Raw genomic sequence first — 15,767 nt, forward strand, 5'->3', positions numbered from 1 at the left:
TAGCGGCATATGGATCGGATCAGTCCTGATAGTTCCACGGATTGACGATTGCTATTCCGGTGTCCAGGAAATCCGGCACGTTGCGTGTTGCAAGCGTTGCTCCTCGCGACGCTACAATTGCGGCGATCTGAGCATCGAACTGGTTGATTGGCTTGCCAGCCCGCCGCCGCGATGTTGCAATGAAGGAATAAGCTCCCGCAGCTTCGCTATCGAAGGGAAGAACTCTTCCGGCGAAATCCTCTTCGAATATCGGGAGAATGGCAGCTTCCAATTCGCTTCGGCGTCGGCCCTCGGGCAGTAGCCGGAGGCCGTAAAGGATTTCCGCCTGCGTCGTTGCCGTCGTAAAGATGGCGAGAGGAGGCTGGGCGGCGAGCCACGCTTCAACCATTGGCGATGGTGATGGCGCCAGTAGTTCCGAAATGACATTCGTGTCGAGAATGATCATGGATCGAGATCGACCGGGCGGATTGGTTCGCGTGGGGCAATATCCAGCACGACCCCACCGCTTGCAGCCATGCGACGACGAATTGTCTCGGCCAAATTGGGCTGACGCTTTTCCTCGGTCGATAAGGCCGCTCGCAGGATGTCTCGCGCCTCATCCTCCATCGATCGCCCGTGTGCGGCGGCGCGAATGCGCAGCCGGGTCTTTAGATGATCGTCGATGTTGCGGATCGTCATACTGGCCATAGAAATGTCCTGTCATCAATGATTGCATATTAATCATTGATGACAGATTTGGCAAATCAAGACGAAGCAGCCGATCCGTGATCGAGGTCTCAACCGCCCGCTCTCTTTTTCGCGAGAGCGAGTGGAGAGGCCTTAATGCGCCACGTCAGGGTTGGCGGCCTCCGGCGCTGCCGTCGACCGAACATTGCCCTTGAAGATGCGGCGGACCGAGACGAACAGCAGCGGGATGAAGAAGACGCCGAGCACGGTCGCCGAGATCATGCCGCCCATAACGCCGATACCGATCGAGTTCTGGCTGCCTGATCCCGCGCCATTGGCAATCGCCAACGGCATGACGCCGAGAATGAAGGCGAGCGAGGTCATCAGGATCGGTCGCAGGCGCTGGCGAGCTGCCTCCAGCGTCGCCTCGATCAGCCCCTTGCCCTGGTTCTGCTGCTCGATGGCAAATTCGACGATCAGGATGGCGTTCTTGGCCGCCAGACCGATTGTCGTCAGCAGGCCCACCTTGAAGTAGACGTCGTTTGACTGGCCGAACAGGGTTGCGCCCAGTAGCGCGCCGAAGATGCCGATCGGAACCGACAGCATGACGGCAAGCGGGATCGACCAGCTTTCATAGAGAGCAGCGAGCGCTAGGAACACGACCAGGATGGAGATCGCATAGAGCTGGGTCGCCTGGTTGCCCGAGAGCTTTTCCTGGGCCGACAGGCTGGTCCATTCATGGCTGAAGCCGGGCGGCAGGGTCGCCATGATCTTGTCGATCTCGTTCATGGCATCGCCCGACGAGACGCCCGGTGCTGCCGCGCCCTGGATTTCGACGGCAGACGAGCCGTTATAGCGTTCGAGCCGCGGCGAACCGTAGGTCCAGTCGCCGCTGGCGAAGGCCGAGAACGGCACCATGTCGCCGCCGGAGTTGCGGACGTACCAGCGGCCGAAATCCTCGGGCTGCATGCGGAAGTCCTTGTCGGCCTGTACGTAGACGGGCTTGACGCGGCCGCGGTCGATGAAGTCGTTGACGTAGGTGCCGCCCCAGGCGGTCGACAGCGTCGAGTCGATATCAGACAGGGTGATATTGAGCGCGCTCGCCTTTTCCTGATCGATGTTTACGGAGTATTGCGGCGTATCTTCCTGGCCGTTCGGGCGAGTGCCGAAGAGCTTCGGACTTTTGCCGGCTGCGCCGAGCAACTGGTTGCGGGCTGCGATGAGCGCGGCATGACCGGCGCCGTTGACGTCCTTGATGAAGAAGTCGAAACCGCTGGAACTGCCGAAGCCGGGGATCGCCGGCGGCGCAAGCGCGAAGACGCTGCCGTCCTTGATCTTCGAAAAAGCACCCATGGCGCGACCGGCGATCGCCTGCGCCTTCGATTGCGGTGTCGAACGCTTGTCGAAGTCCTTCAATCTGACGAAGACGATACCGACGTTCTGGCCCTGACCGCTGAAGCCGAAGCCCGCCACGGCGAATGCGCCGTCGACATAGTCCTTCTCGGTGTTGAGGTAATAGTCCTTCACCTGATTGAGCACAGCCCAGGTGCGGGAATCCGTGGCGCCGGGGGGGAGCTGAATGGCGGTCAGCAGGATGCCCTGGTCCTCATCCGGCAGGAACGAGCTGGGAAGGCGGTTGAACAGATAGGCGACGGCGCCGCCGATCAGGACGAATATCAGCAGGAAGACGGCGGTGTAACGAATCATGCCGTTAATGCTGCGCTGGTAGCGATGCGTCGCCCGCTCGAAGTTGCGGTTGAACCAGCCGAACAGGCCTCGTTCCTTGGCCCCGTGTTCGGGCTTTTTGAGTAGGGTAGCGCAAAGGGCCGGCGTTAGGATCAAGGCGACGATGACAGAGAGCACCATCGCCGAGACGATCGTTACCGAGAACTGTCGGTAGATGATGCCGACCGAGCCGGAGAAGAAAGCCATCGGGATGAACACGGCCGACAGCACCGTGGCGATGCCGATCAGCGCGCCGGTGATTTCCTGCATCGACTTGATCGTCGCCTCGCGCGGCGACAATCCCTCTTCCTCCATGACGCGCTCGACATTCTCGACGACGACGATGGCGTCGTCGACCAACAGACCGATGGCGAGCACCATGCCGAACATGGTGAGCGTATTGATCGAATAGCCGAACAGCGACAGCACGCCGAAGGTGCCGAGCAGGACGACGGGGACGGCGAGCGTCGGGATCAGAGTAGCGCGGATGTTCTGCAGGAAGACGAACATGACGATGAAGACGAGCACGATGGCTTCGAACAGCGTCTTGACCACGTCTTCGATCGACAGCTTGACGAACGGTGTCGTGTCGTAGGGATAGACGATCTCGACATTCGGCGGCAGGGTCTGGCTCAGATTGGTAATAGTCGATCTGACCGCCTCGGCCGTGCTGATGGCGTTGGCGCCGGAAGCGAGCATCACGGCAAGACCGGACGAGGGATGGCCGTTATAGGTGCTCGACGTCGTATAGGACGATGCCCCGAGCTCGACGGTGGCGACATCGTTCAAACGCACCAGCGAACCATTGGACAGGCTCTTCAGGATGATATTTTCGAACTGCTCCGGCGTCTGCAAGCGGCTCTTGGCCGTAACAGTCGCGTTGAGCTGCTGACCCTTGCGTTGCGGCAGCGCACCGAGCTGGCCGGCAGAAACCTGCGAGTTCTGCGCCTCGATCGCGCTGGTGACGTCGCTGACCATCAGCTGATATTTGGCGAGCTTGTCCGGATTGACCCAGATGCGCATGGCATAGCCGGCACCGAAGATCTGGGTGTTGCCGACACCGTCGATGCGCTTCAGCGTATCGTTGAGCGTGCTGGAAACATAGTCCGCCAGGTCGTTGGAGTTCAGCTTGTTGTCGGTCGAGACGAAGCCGACGACCATGAGGAAGTTCGACGTCGACTTTGAAACGGTTATGCCGGTCGATTGCACGGTCTGCGGCAGCTGTGCGGTGACGAGCTGCAGCTTGTTCTGCACCTGCATCTGCGCGACGTCCGGATCGGCCTTGTTGGTGAAGGTCACCGAGATCGAGGCCTGGCCCGTCGAGGTCGAGGTCGAGGTCATGTAATCGAGATTGTCGATACCCGTCATGCCTTGCTCGATGACCTTGGTCACCGAGTTTTCGACGGTTGCGGCATCGGCGCCGGGATAGGTGGCGCTGATGCTCACCGTGGTGGGCGCGATTTGCGGATATTGCGAGATCGACAGTGTGAGGATCGACAACGCGCCCGCGAGCATGATGACGATGGCGATAACCCAGGCAAAGATCGGCCGGTCAATGAAAAAACGAGACATCAAACCACCTCACTTCTGAGCGCCGGAGGCGGCCTTGATATCGGTCTTTTCCAATTCGGCCTGCTGCTGTGCGGGCTTGGCGTCGGCTGTTGCCTGCTTCACCTCGCCGGTCGCATCATCGATGGTCACGGGGGAGACAGTGACTTCCTGGCCGTCGCGGACACGCTGGCTGCCTTCGACGATCACGCGGTCGCCGTCCGTCATGCCCTCATTGACAAGCCAGCTGTTGCCGATGCTGCGCTGTACCTTCAATACGCGCTGCTGCACCTTGCCGTCGGCAGCCACGAACATGGCTGTAGGCTCGCCCTTGGTGTTGCGGAAAACGGCGCGCTGGGGCACGAGGAAGCTGTTTTCGGCAATGCCTTCCTGAATGGTGGCGCGCACATACATGCCGGGCAGCAGTATACGATCGGGGTTGGGGAAGACGGCGCGCACGGTGATGGTGCCGACGGTTTCGGCGACAGCGGCCTCAGCAAACTCGAGCTTGCCGGCTTCCTTATATTGGCTGCCGTCTTCCAGCGTCAGATGCACGGAGACGTTGTCGCCGCTGGTTTTCAATCGGCCCTCGGCGATGGCACGACGGAATTCAAGCAGGTTCGTGCTCGACTGCGTGACGTCGACATTGATCGGATCGAGTTGGCGGATGGTGGTCAGTGCGGTCGTCTGGTCCGCGGTGACGAGGGCGCCAACGGTGACTGCGGAAGCATCGACACGGCCGGCGATCGGCGCGCGCATCTTGGTGTAGTCGAGATTGATGCGTGCTGTTTCCAGGGCCGCTTTCGCAGATGCCACGTCGGCATTCGCCTGAGCCAAAGTGGACACTGCATCGTCCAGATTTTGCTTGCTGACCGCGTCCTGTGCCGTGAGGCTCTTATAACGATCCACCTTCGACTGAGCGCTCGGCAAGGCCCCTTCCGCCTTCTGCAAGGAAGCGACCGCGCTGTCATAGGATGCCTGGTAGGAGGCCGGATCGATCTCGTAGAGCACGTCGGCCGCCTTCACCTCGCTGCCTTCCTTGAAGTTACGGCTGCGAATGATGCCGCCGACCTGCGGTCGCACTTCGGCGACAAGATAGGCGCTGGTACGGCCGGGCAGCTCGGCGGTGATTGCCACCGATTGCGGGTGCAGCGCCATGGCGCTGACTTCGATCTTGACGGCCGGCATGCCGCTTTGAGCATTCTTCTGCTCATTGCAGCCGACAAGCAGCATCGTGGCAGCGATCCCTGCGACGATCATCGCGGTTCGGGTGGCCAGGAGGCCGGTGGATGCCGCGGGATATATGGATGCGGAGGTGAAAGAGGCACGCTTTCGCACGTTGCTATTTCCTGTTGCCTTATTTACAGTACGATGTCGTACGGAAAATATTTGTATTGCTCCAAATGTCAATCTCATTCGGCTGTTGAGGTCAAGATGGAAGTGCGGACGAAGGAACGGGGAGGCAACGCGGATCAGGCTGCGACACGCCGCCCGCGCGGTCGTCCGAAAACCGTGAACGACGATACGCGGCGCATGGAGATCGTCGGCGAGGCTCGCGCGACATTCTACGAGCTGGGATATGGCGGCACGACGATGGATCTGGTTGCCGCCCGGTGCAGGATTTCGAAGCAGACCCTCTATCGATTGTTTCCAAGCAAGACCGATCTCTTCATGGCGATCATCGCCGATCATCGCGCCTCGATGCTGGCCTTGCCGCGTGACGCGGATGAGAATCTACCGCTCGGCGAGGCGCTTGAGCAGATCTTCATGATCGATATCGATGAAACCAAGGAGCGAGAACGCGAGGCCTTCATTCATCTCGCCATCAGCGAATCGCAGCAATTTCCGGAGGTTGCAACGCTGATGCACACCTACGGCGCAAAGCAATCGCAGCAGATGCTTGCCGGCTGGCTCAGCCAGCAGCAGCAGCGCGGTCTTATCGAGATTGCCGATGTTGCAAGCGGCGCGCGCATGCTGATGAACATGATCTTCGGCGCCATGATCTCGAAGCCGAGTCATCCGAATGACTGGCCCGATCGGGAAACGCGCTTGCGACATTTGCGTCAATGTATTGCAATCTTCGTGGCAGGTGTGCAGCCCCGCACGAGTGGCCGCTAGGTCGCCTCGTTCTCAGCGCCTCAAAGAAAAATGCCGATATGGCTTACTTGACCATACCGGCATTTTTTCAGGCCCCCCGCCAGAACCCGAACCGGTGCGCTCAATGCGCAACGGCCATGTTTGCCCTGTCCGCGCCCTCTTCGAACAAAGGCGTCTGCAACCCGTTTGCATACATTTCCTGCAACACGGCCCCGAGCGCCAGATCCAGGCACCAGACCGGGAATTCCGCGTCGAGATTTTTGGCGCTTTGCCGCGCATAAGTGATGAGTCGTGCGATCGACGCCAGTTCCTTGAGCGAGTCCGGATCCTGGTTTGTCACTCCGATCGAAAGTACTGCTGTCATTTCATACCCTCTATTGCCCCCTGTTCCCGGTGGTGAATTGCATCCTGCCGAGAACATGAGCAGACATTAACGTATGTTCCGGGGGTTGGCGCGTGACATGCAGCGTGACACGAGGCGTGATTGTGCGACGATCTTATAAATGCAATTTCAGGACGTTAGAATGGCAAAATGCACCGGTCGGCGGCCGGAAACTTCAGGTCTCCAAGCTCGATTTCCGGGCATATGCGTCGTCACAGCAGATGCAGGGATTTCGAAAGAGCCCTGTGACCGTACCGGCGCTTGCGGTCGCCTGGCGGGTTTTCGAGCTCTGGTACCACGATTTTTGCAACCGAGAAGGGCAAGGAGGTATGAGCCAGAGGAAGCGCTATTGCGGAGGCGATGCCTGCGTGGCGCATGTGATCGACCGTCAGCTCCAACAAGGCCTCGGCGCCTTTCGGCAAGGGGGCATCGAGCCTGGCTGTGGGTTTTGGGGCAGCATCGAAGCAGCTTCGGATGCTATCAGGCAGTTCCCGGGCAAAACTTTCCGGTTCTATATCGTCGCGGCCGCCGCTGATGAAGGTGAGGCGCGACTGCGCGGCTTCCGTCACGGCGCGGATCACTGCCCGGACCGGCGATGGATGTGCTCCGCTGCCGACCGTGACACCGAGATAGCGCACGCGTCTCGCAGCGGCGATATCGCTGGGACCGAGCAGAGCGGTGACGGCCGGGATGCCGATATCGCTGGTGATGTCGAAGAGGCGCAATGTCAGCCCGGCGGAATCGATCCTGGCCGTCAACTCGTTCAGCACCGGATCGTGGAAGGAGGCAGGGTCGATGCAGGCGTCCATGCGCTGCTCTGATGTGGAGATGTCCCAGAGTACCACAGCGTCGCGCTCGATGCGCTCCAGCACGCCGTGCAGGATGGCCTCGGCGAAGGTGTTGCCGGAAGCCAGCCCGTCGGATGATTGCCAGAAGCGCTTAGCGCGAATGGTGCGATCGAGTGCTACGGCTTCGACGGGAATCCAGACGGCCTCTCCACTGATGAGATCGTGACCCTCGGCCCAGGCAATGTCCTCGTCATCGGCGATATCGGCCTGGCCGCTGGCAATGAGCTGCGGCAGCGCATCGGTGCGGCGTCCTTCGGCCACCAGCCGCTCGCGACTGGTGTTTACAGTTTCCAGGGCGGGTGCACTGGCCGTGGCCCGTTCCAGTGCCTCCATCGCGGCCGAGACCTTGGCATCGAGATCGGTGATGCCCTTGCCGTTGTGGACGACGATCGAGCGGGCGTTCGGGCTGATTGCCTGCCAAACGGGAATGCCGAGCCTGTCGAGCCCCGTCAGGCGCGCGAGACGGGTAACGCCGTGGACCAGGAGGCACGGCTCGATCCGCCGAAAGGTTTCCTCGGCTGAGCAGGCGCGATCCGAATAGGGAGATGCGGCAAGTGCGGATGCCTTCCGGCCCGAATGTCTGGCAAGAAATTCGGCAAGGGAAGGATCCACGGTCATCATTGCCGCCGAAGGGTTAGATCATTGATCGGCCGGGTTTCCCTGCTTGCCTATGCGGGCGTCAGCTTTCGATGGGAAACAGCGTCAGCACAAAGCGCAGCTGTAACTGTCGAGGCGACCAACAGCGTTTCTGTCGGTTCGCGCCTCGACCATGTTCGATGCGGCGCCTAAAGGTCAGTTGCGAAGGCCTATCGATGCGTCGGCTGCGTGCGGCACATGGCCCGCGAGCGATTCGGAGGCGTTTGACAATGACTTGATCAGCGTCAGCACGGACTGACGTATGCCGGGATCGTTGATCTTCATGAACGCCTTGTTGAGGCTCAGACCTTCCTTGGAGGTCAGAAACTCGGACAGATCCTCCAGGCCGTTGATCGCGCCCAGACCATCCGTGTTGAGCGGCTGCGTATTGTCTTGCTGGAAGAAAAAGGCCACCGGTACGGCCAGAACGTTGGCTATGGCCTGCAGTCGGCTGGCGCCGATGCGGTTGGTGCCCTTTTCATATTTCTGCACCTGTTGAAAGGTGACGCCGATCTGTTCGGCGAGCCGCTCCTGGCTCATGCCGAGCATGAGTCGACGCGTGCGAACGCGGGAGCCGACATAGGCGTCGATCGGATTCGGTACTTTTGCACTCACTGCGCAATCTCCTTTTCAAACAGGGGACCAAGCGGATGCCACCTTAGTTGTGACACTATAGGGGCAAGGAACCTTCGCCCAATCTGCCCGTACAATGTGTGTTAAATATGGGTAAAATTCAACCAAAAGTCTTTTTGTAAAGTTTTTGTGGCAGTGAAGGCCAAATAAACGCAGAAAGACGCGTCGCGTCAATGCGGATTAAAAACGGAAGATGATCTGCAATTATAGACCGGGCATTGCGGATTGTCTCTGGTCGGCACGGAGGTACGGGCCGCATAACCGCTCACGCCGCATTGCTCGCTATCGGAGACATAACGGTCATACAATGTGAGGCGGCCGTCTCTCGAGGGATAACGCAATATGACGGCGCGTTCGCCGGCAATGAGCTGCTGCACGGATGCGCAACTTCGGCTCATCGACTCGTAGCGAGAGATGGCCCAGGCCGGCCCGGCGGTTGCGATCGTCATTAGAATCAGCGCTGCAGCTACGCTTCTCATCCGTCATCCCCCGATGAACATACAGCTCTTAAATATATCGCTGTAGTAGAAATACCAAGATCAGAAGATGCTTACCGTTGCAAAGCTGGTCCGGCCGCAACGGTGTCTTGGCAATGGCGGCAACCGCCATTGTCCCTGTGTCGTTTTTTCAAGCGCGCCCCAAAAGCCCTTTCAGCTCATTGAAAGGTTGGATGTGCATGTCTCTCCCGCTTCAGGAGGAAGCGTATGCCGCGCGGTGACCAACCGGCACCGGCACATAAGAAGAGGAGAACTTCATGCGCCCATCCAGCATTCTCACATATTCAATGGCTCTTTCCCTTGCCATGACCGCCGCGTCTTTCACCGCAACGGCGGCGCTTGCCGCTGACAAGATCTCCATCATGGTGGGCGGCTACGAGAAGCAGATCTATCTGCCGGCCAAGCTTGCGGAGGCGCTCGGCTATTTCAAGGATGAAGGTCTCAATGTCGAGCTCCTCAACGAGCCTGCCGGTGTCGATGCGGAAAACGAGATGCTCGCCGGCGCGGTACAGGGTGTCGTCGGTTTCTACGATCATTGCATCGATCTCCAGGGCAAGGGCAAATTCGTCGAATCCGTCGTGCAGTTCAGCCAGGCGCCGGGCGAAGTGGAGCTGGTGTCGGCCAAGCATCCGGAGATCAAGTCGCCCGCCGATTTCAAGGGCAAGAGCCTCGGCGTCACCGGCCTCGGTTCCTCCACCAATTTCCTGACGCAATATCTTGCGGTCAAGAATGGCCTCAAGCTCAGTGACTTCACCTCGGTTCCGGTCGGCGCCGGACAGACTTTCATCGCCGCCTTGCAACAGGACGCCATCCAGGCCGGAATGACGACGGAGCCGACGATTTCGCACCTGTTGAAGACCGGCGAAGCCAAGGTCCTCATCGACATGCGTACCATGGCCGGAACGAAGGCGGTCCTCGGCGGCACCTATCCCGCCGCCTCGCTCTATATGCAGGCGTCCTGGATCAACGATCACAAGGAGGAGACGCAGAAGCTGGCAAATGCCTTCGTCAAGACGCTGCACTTCATCAACACTCACTCCGCTGCCGAGATCGCCGATAAGATGCCGAAGGACTTCTATGTCGGCGACAAGGAGGGTTATGTGAAGGCGCTCGAAAACGGCAAGGCGATGTTCACCCCGGACGGTGTGATGCCGGAAGACGGCCCGAAGACCGTTCTTGCCGTTCTTTCCGAGTTTTCCAAGAATGTGCAGGGCAAGACGATCGACCTGTCGAAGACCTACACGACGGAATTCGCCAAGAACGCCAAGTAAACCGCTGCCGATCTGAAGCTTCGTTTTCGTCTTGATGGCGAAGGCGCGCGCCGGCGGCTGTATTTGTGTTGCCGGCGCGAGTGAAATAAAATTGCAATGTCGCCTTTTGAGCTTTCGCACTGAAAGCTGACTGAAAGGTTGCCCGCGCTAGGTTCGTCGAGCTTCGTGGAGGAAGCAGATGTTCTGCGGCGTCGTGTGACGCAAGCACTAAAACAGGAGGAGACATTTTATGCGTTCATCGCGCGCCTTTTTTCATACCGTAGCCCTTTCCCTCGTCATATCAGCTGCTTCCCTTGCAGCCACGGCGGCACAGGCGGCCGACAAGATTTCCATCATGGTGGGCGGCTATGAAAAGCAGATCTATCTGCCGGCCAAGCTCGCCGAATCCCTCGGTTACTTCAAGGATGAAGGCCTCGAGGTCGAGCTTCTCAACGAATCGGCCGGCGTCGATGCCGAAAACCAGTTGCTGGCCGGTGCCGTCCAGGGTGTCGTCGGCTTCTACGACCATTGTGTCGACCTGCAGGCCAAGGGCAAGTTCATCAAGTCGGTGGTGCAGTTCAGCCAGGCGCCCGGCGAAGTCGAGCTGGTCTCGAGCAAGCATCCGGAAATCAAGTCCTTCGCGGATATGAAGGGCAAGAGCGTCGGCGTTACCGGCCTCGGTTCGTCCACCAACTTCCTGACGCTCTACATGGCGTCCAAGGCCGGCCTTTCGCCGGCTGACGTGACCCCGGTTCCGGTGGGTGCCGGCCAGACCTTCATCGCCGCCATGCAGCAGGACGCCATCCAGGCCGGCATGACCACCGAGCCGACGATCTCGCGTCTGCTGAAGACGGGCGAAGCCAAGGTTCTCGTCGATCTGCGTACGCTCAAGGGCACCGAGGAAGCTCTCGGCGGCACCTATCCGGCAGCATCCCTCTACATGGATGCCGCATGGGTCGATGCCCATAAGGAAGAAGTGCAGAAGCTCGCCAACGCCTTCGTCAAGACGCTGCGCTTCATCAACACCCATTCCGCCGCCGAGATTGCCGACAAGATGCCGAAGGATTTCTACGTCGGCGACAAGGATGGCTACATCAAGGCCCTGGACGCAGGCAAGGAAATGTTCACGCCGGATGGCGTGATGCCGGAAGATGGTCCGAAGACCGTTCTCGCCGTGCTCTCCGCGTTCTCCAAGAACGTCAAGGGCAAGACGATCGACCTGTCGAAGACCTACACGACGGAATTCGTCAAGAACGTCAAGTAAGCAGTCATAACGCCGCTTCCGGCTGGTGTTGGAAGCGGCAGTTCACCGGGCTTTGCGTGCATGCCCTAAGGCACGCGTGAGGATCAGCACCATGCAACAGGATGGACGCCGGACATCGGCGATCGAGCTCATCAATGTCAGCCGCCGTTTCGTTTCACCGACCGGCAAGTCGCTGACGGCACTTCGCGATTTCAACATGACCGTCGAACGCGGTGAATTCGTCGCCGTCGTCGGCCCGACGGGCTGCGGCAAGTCGACGACGCTCAACCTCGTCACCGGCCTTGCCAGGCCCAGCGCCGGCGAAGTCCGCCTGATGGGCGGCCCGGTCAACGGCATCGACCCGCGCGTCGGCTTCGTCTTCCAGACGGATGCGCTCTTCCCCTGGAAGAACGTTATCGACAATGTCATGTCCGGCCCGCTGTTCCGCGGCAAGTCCAAAGCAGAGGCCGAGAAGAGCGCCAAGGACTGGCTTGCCCGCGTCGGCCTCACGAAATTCCTGCATCACTATCCACATCAGCTCTCGGGCGGCATGCGCAAGCGCGTCTCGCTGGCGCAGACCTTCATCAACGAGCCGGAAATCCTGCTGATGGACGAGCCGTTCTCGGCTCTCGACGTGCAGACCCGCACGGTCATGCATGAAGAACTGCTGAAGCTCTGGGCCGAACGGCAGGCTTCCGTGGTGTTCGTCACGCACGATCTCGAAGAGGCTGTCGCACTGGCTGACAAGGTCTATGTGCTGACGGCGGGACCTGCGACGGTGAAGTCGGTCTACAAGATCGACCTGCCACGTCCGCGCGTCGTCTCGGAGATCCGCTACGAGCAGAACTTCATCGATTATTGCAAGACGATCTGGGACGACCTTCGCGAAGAGGTCGAAACCAGCTATCGCCGTGCCGCCCAAGCGGCATAAGGGGAGGATTGATCATGGCAAACACAGCCCTTGAGACAGGCAATGCGCCGATCTTCCGCGCCGGTACCTCGGATGCGGAAATCGAAGCAGCAGCGATGAAGGCAATGTCACGCCGCAAATATGTCGTGCTGTTCTGGCAGGTCGCGATCCTCGTGGCGATCCTTGGCCTCTGGCAGCTTGCTTCGGATCTGCACTGGATCGATCCGTTCTTCTATTCCAGCCCGACCGCCATCGGCTACAGGCTCTATGAATGGGTCACGGAGGGCACCGAAAACGGCTCGCTCTGGTATCATCTTGGCGTCACCATGGAAGAAGCGTTGATCGGCTTCGTCATCGGTTCGATCACCGGCGTTCTCGTCGGTGTCGCCCTTGGCCGCAACAGGCTGGCCTCCGATATTCTGTCGATCTACATCAAGGCGATCAATTCGATCCCGCGCGTCGTGCTGGCGCCGATCTTCGTGATGATCATGGGTCTCGGCCTGCCTTCCAAGGTGGCGCTCGCCTTCATCATGGTGTTCTTCGTCGTATTCGCCAATGCCTTCCAGGGCGTGCGCGAGGCCGACCGCAACATGATCGCCAATGCGCGCATCCTCGGCGCCTCGAACTGGCAGGTCACCCGCAACGTGATCCTGCCGTCGGCGATGAGCTGGATCTTCGCAAGCCTGCACGTCTCCTTCTCGTTTGCCATCATCGGCGCGATCGTCGGCGAATTCGTCGGCTCGCTGGCCGGCGTCGGCTACCTGATCTCGATCGCCAAGGGCACCTATGACGCTGCCGGCCTCTATGCCGCGATCATCCTGGTGATGCTGGTGACGCTCGGCGCCGAATATGTGATGACCCTGGTGGAAAACCGCATCACCCGCTGGCGTCCGCAACAGCATATGGACACGCAATAAGCCGCGACTTTTTTGGCGCCTCCCAAGGCCGGGGCCGGGCAAGATGCCCGGCCCCTTTTTTGTTGCGCTGGCGTGAGAGATCCCCTCTCCCCGCTTGCGGGGAGAGGGCTGGGGTGAGGGGCTGCGGAGTATCGACTTGATGGAGAGCCATGATTGGTTTCGCATGAGAGGAGCCGCAGACAAGGTGCTTCTATGGACTTCGCGAATAGCCCCTCACCCTAACCCTCTCCCCGCGGGCGGGGAGAGGGGACTATCCCGCAACTACCGCACTCCAGAACCAGGGATCGCGACGTAAATTCCCGACTTAACTTCGCCGTTCAAACCGCCGGCAGCCGCACGCTGACCAACAGCCCGCCGCCGGCCGCTTCGCCAAGCGCGACCGAGCCGTCGGCGCCGTCGACGACCTCGCGGACGATGGCAAGCCCGAGACCGCTACCTTCGGGTTCGGTGCCCATGATGCGATAGAAGCGCTCGAATACCTGGGCACGCTCGGTTTCCGGAATGCCCGGACCGTTATCCTCGACCCATAGGAGGGCCGTATCGCCTTCCCGTCCGATGCCGACCGTCACGCGCCCGCCTGGCTGCGTGTACCGCAAGGCATTGTCGACGAGGTTGACCAGCATCTCGCGCAGCATGGTGCCGTCGCCCTCGATGCGCACCGGCGTTTCGTCGGCTTCCAGCCCGAGGTCGATATTGTGCCGCAAGGCCTCTTCGGCAAGATTTTCCAGCACCCGCCTGGCGGTATCCGCGAGGTCGATCGTGTCGTCTCGTGGCCGGCGGCTGCCGGGTTCGGCGCGCGCGAGGGTGAGAAGCTGGCTCGCAAGCCGGGTGACCTGCCGCGTGCTCGAACGCAGCGCCAGCAAGGCCTCATCGCGCCTGGCGCTATCCGTCTCGCGTGCGGCAACGCTTGCCTGCGTCGAAATCAGCGCGAGCGGCGTGCGCAACTGATGGGCGGCATTCGAGACGAAGCGGCGCTGCGCCGCCATCTGGTTCTGTACCCGCTCCATGTGATCATTGAGGGCATGGACGAGCGGCCGCAGCTCGTTCTGCACCATGTCGGGCTCCAGCGGATCCAGGCGCTGACGCCCGCGCTCGCGCACGGCGTCGCGCAGCCTCAGTACCGGCGTGAGGCCGCGTTGCAGGCCGATGATGGTCACCAGGCCGGCAAGCAGGACAAGAACGAGCTGCTTGGTGAAATCCGACAGCCACAGCCTGCGGCGCATGGCATATTGGCTGTTGTGGGTGACGGCGACGGTGACGGAAATCGTGCCGTCCTGATCGAGGCCGACCACCGGATGGCTCAGCATCAGGGCCCGTATCCCGTCGACCCGAAAGGTCGTGTCCTCGCCGACCTGCTCCCGTTTCGGATGGGGCAGATCGGGATAGCCGGCGATGAGGTTTCCCCATGCCGTCACCACTTGGTAGAAGACGCGGTCGCCATAGCCGGTATCGAACATTTCAAGCGCCGCCGGCGGGATATCGATCTGCACGGTGCCGCTGCCATCGACATGCACGGCTTCGGCGATGACACGGGCCGATGAGAGCAACGTGCGATCGGTGACGAGATCGGCCGTGGCGTCGGCCGAGCGGAAGCTGAGATAGAGGTTGATGCAGATCGCCCCGATCAGCGTCAGGACCACCCAGGCAAACAGCTGCGCCCGCAGGCTGTTCCTCAGCGCGTTTACGGCGCGGCCCAGGCGTTGTTTCGGCGGGGGAGCGTCCTCATTGTGCATGGCGAAGGAGATAGCCCAGGCCGCGCAGCGTCGCGATCTGCACGGTGCTGCCTTCGAGTTTCTTGCGGACGCGATGCACATAGATTTCGATGGCGCTGGTATCGGCGAGATCGTCGAAGCCGAAGACGCTTTCCGACAGCGTGGTCTTGGTCACGGTCGTGCCGGCCTTCATGACCAGGTGTTCGAGCACGGCATGTTCGCGCGGCGTCAGCGCCAGGGCCTCGCCGGCGAGATAGAATTGTCGCGTCCCGCCATCGAACAAAAGGTCGCCGACGGCGATCTCCGGCGCGGCGTGATCGTGGCCACGGCGGACGGCGGCGCGGATGCGGGCCTCCAGTTCGGCGATCTCGAAAGGCTTGGCGAGGTAGTCGTCGGCGCCGCTGTCGAGGCCGGCAACCCGGCCGTCGAGGCTGGCATTGGCCGTGAGGATGATGACCGGCACCTTGTTGCCGTTCTGGCGCACGCGCTTCAACAGGGTCAACCCATCCATTTTCGGCAGCGACAGATCCAGGATGACAGCGGCATAGGCTGCGACCCTCAGCATGTGCTCGGCGTCCTCGCCGTCATAGGCGATGTCGACGGCATATTGCGCCTGACGCAGCGCCTTGCCGAGCCAGGACGCCAGTTCGCGGTTGTCTTCGACGATCAGCAGCCTCATGCCACGACTATACAACAAGTGCCG

The 15,767-nt window shown here is 60.6% G+C and carries 15 protein-coding genes; 5 read left to right on the forward strand and 10 right to left on the reverse strand.

All coding sequences use genetic code 11. The features are described 5' to 3' along the window. Window positions 1–19: 19 nt before the first annotated feature. From JTP94_RS27020 to JTP94_RS27035, 4 genes are all read right to left on the reverse strand, one after another. Window positions 20–445, reverse strand: a complete 426-nt coding sequence (locus JTP94_RS27020; protein ID WP_204853486.1) for a type II toxin-antitoxin system VapC family toxin — start codon at window positions 443–445, stop codon at window positions 20–22. Continuing rightward, entirely contained in the window at window positions 442–687 is a 246-nt protein-coding gene (locus tag JTP94_RS27025) for a FitA-like ribbon-helix-helix domain-containing protein (RefSeq protein ID WP_015341549.1), read from the reverse strand. Before JTP94_RS27025 ends, JTP94_RS27020 begins: the two co-directional genes overlap by 4 nt. A gap of 132 nt (window positions 688–819) precedes the next feature. Continuing rightward, complete coding sequence (locus tag JTP94_RS27030; RefSeq protein WP_204853487.1) at window positions 820–3,963, reverse strand: efflux RND transporter permease subunit; 3,144 nt, start codon at window positions 3,961–3,963, stop codon at window positions 820–822. A gap of 9 nt (window positions 3,964–3,972) precedes the next feature. Beyond that, complete coding sequence (locus JTP94_RS27035) at window positions 3,973–5,199, reverse strand: efflux RND transporter periplasmic adaptor subunit (protein ID WP_204853680.1); 1,227 nt, start codon at window positions 5,197–5,199, stop codon at window positions 3,973–3,975. A gap of 174 nt (window positions 5,200–5,373) precedes the next feature. Here JTP94_RS27035 and JTP94_RS27040 point away from each other — a divergent pair, with 174 nt between their 5' ends. After that, on the forward strand, window positions 5,374–6,057 hold the full coding sequence (locus JTP94_RS27040; RefSeq protein ID WP_204853488.1) for a TetR/AcrR family transcriptional regulator: 684 nt from the start codon (window positions 5,374–5,376) through the stop codon (window positions 6,055–6,057). Window positions 6,058–6,157: 100 nt separating this feature from the next. On the opposite strand, the gene JTP94_RS27045 is transcribed toward JTP94_RS27040, so the two are convergent. From JTP94_RS27045 to JTP94_RS27060, 4 genes are all read right to left on the reverse strand, one after another. Beyond that, complete coding sequence (locus tag JTP94_RS27045; RefSeq protein WP_034509204.1) at window positions 6,158–6,400, reverse strand: hypothetical protein; 243 nt, start codon at window positions 6,398–6,400, stop codon at window positions 6,158–6,160. Window positions 6,401–6,630: 230 nt separating this feature from the next. Further along, window positions 6,631–7,884 (reverse strand): YcaO-like family protein, encoded by a 1,254-nt coding sequence (locus JTP94_RS27050; protein ID WP_204853489.1) that lies wholly within the window; start codon window positions 7,882–7,884, stop codon window positions 6,631–6,633. Window positions 7,885–8,058: 174 nt separating this feature from the next. Beyond that, window positions 8,059–8,517, reverse strand: coding sequence for a helix-turn-helix transcriptional regulator (locus JTP94_RS27055; protein ID WP_204853490.1), 459 nt, complete (start codon window positions 8,515–8,517; stop codon window positions 8,059–8,061). A 188-nt stretch (window positions 8,518–8,705) separates the two neighbouring features. Continuing rightward, the gene (locus JTP94_RS27060) at window positions 8,706–9,014 is read right to left on the reverse strand and encodes a hypothetical protein (RefSeq protein ID WP_204853491.1); all 309 of its coding nucleotides are present in this window, start codon (window positions 9,012–9,014) and stop codon (window positions 8,706–8,708) included. 275 nt (window positions 9,015–9,289) lie between these two features. Here JTP94_RS27060 and JTP94_RS27065 point away from each other — a divergent pair, with 275 nt between their 5' ends. The 4 genes from JTP94_RS27065 (at window position 9,290) to JTP94_RS27080 (ending at window position 13,352) form a co-directional block, all read left to right on the forward strand. Next, the gene (locus tag JTP94_RS27065) at window positions 9,290–10,303 is read left to right on the forward strand and encodes an ABC transporter substrate-binding protein (protein ID WP_204853492.1); all 1,014 of its coding nucleotides are present in this window, start codon (window positions 9,290–9,292) and stop codon (window positions 10,301–10,303) included. A gap of 229 nt (window positions 10,304–10,532) precedes the next feature. Continuing rightward, complete coding sequence (locus tag JTP94_RS27070) at window positions 10,533–11,546, forward strand: ABC transporter substrate-binding protein (protein WP_204853493.1); 1,014 nt, start codon at window positions 10,533–10,535, stop codon at window positions 11,544–11,546. A 91-nt stretch (window positions 11,547–11,637) separates the two neighbouring features. Next, on the forward strand, window positions 11,638–12,456 hold the full coding sequence (locus JTP94_RS27075; protein ID WP_034509194.1) for an ABC transporter ATP-binding protein: 819 nt from the start codon (window positions 11,638–11,640) through the stop codon (window positions 12,454–12,456). 14 nt (window positions 12,457–12,470) lie between these two features. Continuing rightward, window positions 12,471–13,352 (forward strand): ABC transporter permease, encoded by an 882-nt coding sequence (locus JTP94_RS27080; RefSeq protein ID WP_034509192.1) that lies wholly within the window; start codon window positions 12,471–12,473, stop codon window positions 13,350–13,352. 317 nt (window positions 13,353–13,669) lie between these two features. Here JTP94_RS27080 and JTP94_RS27085 read toward each other — a convergent pair whose 3' ends face one another. Together JTP94_RS27085 and JTP94_RS27090 are read right to left on the reverse strand one after the other, a co-directional pair. Then, window positions 13,670–15,085: a sensor histidine kinase gene (locus JTP94_RS27085; RefSeq protein WP_204853494.1), complete on the reverse strand. Its 1,416-nt coding sequence runs from the start codon at window positions 15,083–15,085 to the stop codon at window positions 13,670–13,672. Beyond that, entirely contained in the window at window positions 15,075–15,743 is a 669-nt protein-coding gene (locus JTP94_RS27090) for a response regulator (RefSeq protein ID WP_204853495.1), read from the reverse strand. Before JTP94_RS27090 ends, JTP94_RS27085 begins: the two co-directional genes overlap by 11 nt. Window positions 15,744–15,767 lie beyond the last annotated feature (24 nt).

Source organism: Martinezella lusitana, from assembly GCF_016901135.1.
GTDB classification, from domain to species: Bacteria; Pseudomonadota; Alphaproteobacteria; order Rhizobiales; family Rhizobiaceae; genus Rhizobium; species Rhizobium lusitanum_D.